The sequence below is a fragment of the Devosia sp. genome, assembly GCF_028290645.1.
Classification (GTDB): Bacteria; Pseudomonadota; Alphaproteobacteria; order Rhizobiales; family Devosiaceae; genus Devosia_A.
Genome location: NZ_JAQGJL010000048.1, coordinates 1 through 3,838 on the forward strand (window position 1 = coordinate 1; position 3,838 = coordinate 3,838).

General features: G+C 65.6%; 2 protein-coding genes. Both read left to right on the top strand.

Features of this window, described 5'->3' with window-relative positions:
• A partial coding sequence (locus JWQ89_RS02600) for an SUMF1/EgtB/PvdO family nonheme iron enzyme (protein WP_299638166.1) occupies positions 1–1,595 on the top strand: 1,595 nt, incomplete at its 5' end.
• A gap of 117 nt (positions 1,596–1,712) precedes the next feature.
• Positions 1,713–3,838, top strand: a 2,126-nt coding sequence (locus JWQ89_RS02605) for a WG repeat-containing protein (RefSeq protein ID WP_299638167.1), incomplete at its 3' end; no start/stop codon positions are given.

Genomic DNA, 3,838 nt, shown 5'->3' on the forward strand with positions numbered 1-3,838 from the left:
ACGTCGAGCAAATTGCCCCCTGGATCGACCAGCTCTGCGCGGCCCTCACCTACGCCCACGCCCCCAAGCGCCGCGTCATCCACCGCGACCTCAAGCCCGCCAACCTCCTCCTCTCCAAGGACGGAGAGCTGAAGGTCGCCGACTTCGGCATCGCCTGCTCACTCATTAATTCCGTCACGCAAATCTCCGGTCGCCTCAGCAGCGGCACGCCGCCCTTCATGAGCCCGCAGCAAGTGGGCGGCGATTGGCCGAGCGAGACCGATGACGTTTACTCCCTCGGCGCGACCATTTACACGCTGCTCACCGGGACTCCGCCGTTCCATCAGGGCGATATCGTCCATCAGGTGATGAACAAAGTGCCGCCGCCGATGCGCGCACGCCGTGAACAATTAGGGGTCACCACGCGTGCCCGGATTCCTTCAGAATGGGAGATGACGGTCGCCCAATGCCTCGCCAAGGCGCAGGCATCGCGCCCAACTAGCGTGGAAGAGGTTGCTCGGCCGCTTGGCCTCCGCCGGTCCGACGCGCCCCGCGTTGTGATCGCTACACCGCGCGTCGTCAGGGTGCCGGTGGCCGGCCGGCTGCCACAGCCCGGCACGAAACCGGATTTACCACTACAGAAACGCAATACGCCAAAAGCGCCGCCCATGAAGGCTGAGGCTCTTCCGGTAGCCGAGGCAAATCCTGTCCCGAGAAAGGCAGGTATGACGCCAAGTGGTCGGGAAAAGAGAGTTGCTTCACCGGCGCAGAGGCGCTCCTTTCGGCGCAGCGTCACCGCGCTCATTTCGCTCATGCTTCTCGCGAGCGGCGTGTTCGTCTGGCTCGTCTGGTTTCGGACGAATGAGCGCGTCCTCAACGACCAGGTCCACATCCCGGCGGGCGAGTTCATCTTTGGCGATGGGCAGGTCAGGAACACCAACGAATTCTGGATCGATAAACACGAAGTGACGATCGGCCAGTACGCGAACTTCGTCCGCTGGATGGATCTGAACCTCGACGAGGTGCACGCCTTCGATCACCCGAAGCAGCCCCGGCAGTTCAATCACATCCCCACGCACTGGACGATTTACTACGAGAAGGCAAAGCAGGGGACCACCGCCCACGGCGCGCCCATAAGCCTCAACTCGCCGATTATGATGGTGACGTGGTGGGACGCATACGCCTACTCGAGATGGCTCGGCCGCGAGCTCCCGACCGAGGCGGAGTGGGAGAAAGCCGCCCGCGGCGAGAAGGGTCTGCGCTTCCCGTGGGGCGATGCAGTCGATGCCCGGCGGGCGAATACCGGCAGCGACTACAATCCCAACCAACCCGGCACCAAGGGCGCCCTCGACGGCTTCAACTACTGGGGCGATGTCGAGAAGCAGCAGCAAGACAGGAGTCCCTACGGCGTCATCGGCCTGGCCGGCAACGTGAGTGAGTGGGTGCTGGAACTCGCCAACAACGGGACGACCCCCATCCCGATCCTCAAGGGAGGAAACTTCACCATCGGCCTGCAGCCTTCGAGCGCACGCATCACCGATCGAACGCTCGAATCTCAGGAGGAATTCATCGGATTCCGAACCATCACGCATAAGCCGCCCGAGCCCGGCAAATAAGGGTCCGGCGCATCGAGCCGCGCGAGCCGCCGGTTGTAGCCACGGCCCTGTGGGCCGTCGGAACACCGCATTCCGAACTCGCATAGCTCCCTTGATTTCTGCCATACCAGCCCGCGTATGCCCCCCGAACCCGATATCGTCGCCGAGCTCGGCCCGGCCGTCCGCGCGCTGGCTGTGGGTCAGATCGTCTTTGGCCGCTACGAGCTGCGGCGCAAGCTCGGAGAGGGCGGTTTCGGCGCCGTCTGGCTCGTCCGCGACTCCGCGCTGCGCGAGGAGGTCGCCATCAAATTCGTCCTCCAGGCCGTCGCCGCTTCGCCCGAGGCAATCGATACCCTCAAGGCCGAGGCCTCGCGCTGCCGGCGGCTCACCCATCCGAACATCGTCCGCATCCACGACTTCGTGTCCGATGCCGTGGGCGACGCGCACCCCGATCTCGCCGGCATCTCCATGGAATATGTGGAAGGCGAAAGCCTCGCCCAACGCCGCCTGCGCGAGCCGGGCAAGTGTTTCGACGTCGAGCAAATCGCCCCGTGGATCGACCAGCTCTGCACGGCGCTCACCTACGCCCACGCGCCGAAGCGCCGCGTCATTCACCGCGATCTCAAGCCGCCCAATCTGCTCCTCGCCAACGACGGGGAGCTGAAAGTCGCCGACTTCGGGATCGCCTGCTCGCTGATCAATTCCGTCACGCAGATTGCCGGGCGGCTCAGCAGCGGCACGCCCACCTTCATGAGCCCGCAGCAGCTCGGCGGCGAGTGGCCGAGCGAGCGGGACGACATCTACGCTCTCGGCGCCACCATCTACGCGCTGCTCACCGGCACCCCGCCGTTCCATCAGGGCGACATCGTCCATCAGGTGATGAACAGAATGCCGCCGCCGATGCGCGAACGGCGCGACCGCCGGGAGGTCGGCAGCCGGCGCTGGATCCCGGGCTTCTGGGAGGAAACCGTCGCTGCCTGTCTGGCCAAACACCCGCGCGAACGGCCGATCAGCGCCGAAGCCGTCGCGCAACGGCTCGGTCTGCGCCCGCAGATTCCGGCTCCGGCGCCGATCGTTCCGCACGCGCCGCCCGTGCGGGAGACGATCCGCGTCGAGCCGGAGCCCCACGATGAGGAGGCCACGATTCAAGCCCGGCCCGCGCGGAGCATGGTCATCGAACCCAACGCGGCGCCCCTCCGCGTCCCCGCGCCCCCTGCCACCCCGCCGCCGCCCGTGGCAGCGCCGCATGCCGGCTCTTCCGCGCCGGTGCGCAACGCCCGCCTCAAATGGGCCGGTCTCGCGGCACTCGCCCTATTGCTCCTCCTGACTTGCGTCTACGTGTTGAATCAACCCAGCGGCTCACCCACGCCGCACGGGGCGATGGCGCCGGAGGACTGGCGCCTGGCCTTTCCGCTCCAGCCGTTGGTTCTGGGCGATGACCAGATTCACAGCGTGAAGTTTGGGTACATAGATGGATTCGGTCGTGAGGTTATCCCCGCGGAGTGGGACTCCCCTCAGGCTTTTTCTTCCGAAGGCCTGGCGCAAGCCGTACGCGACGGCAAGTGGGGCTACATCGACCGCCGTGGCGCCTTCGTTATCCCGCCAGAGTGGGAGAGTGCGCTGCCGTTCTCCGAAGGACTCGCGGCCGTCCAAACTGAAGGCAAGTGGGGCTACCTCGACCTGAAGGGCAAGTTGGTGATTCCCACGCGGTGGCAGCAGCCCGATATCTTCTCCGAAGGATTGGCCGCCGTGAAAAGCGAGGGCAAGTGGGGCTACCTCGACCAAAAGGGCAAACTCGTCATCCCGGCGCAATGGGAGGAGGCGGGCCATTTCTCCGAAGGGTTGGCCCCGGTCCGCAGCGGGCTCAAGTGGGGTTTCATCAACCCGGAGGGCAAACTCGTCATCGCCGAGCAGTGGGATAATTGGGGGAATTTTGTCGGCGGGCTGGCCGCGCTCGGTAGCGACGGCAAGGGCGGCTACATCAACCCGCAGGGCACCGTCGTGATCGGCACCAAGTGGGAGCGTTGGGGGCAATTCTCGGAAGGTCTGGCGGCGGTCCTAAGCGGGGGCAAGTGGGGCTACATCGACACGCACGGCAACGCCGCCATCCCGCTGCAGTGGGAGGATGCGACCCCGTTCGCGGGTGGCATGGCCTTGGTCAAAAACGGAGGCAAGTGGGGCGCCATCAATCGGGAAGGCAAGCTGGTGATTCCGCTCGGATGGGATGCCGTTACCTACGGGGCGGCGGTCGACGGCCAGGCCTT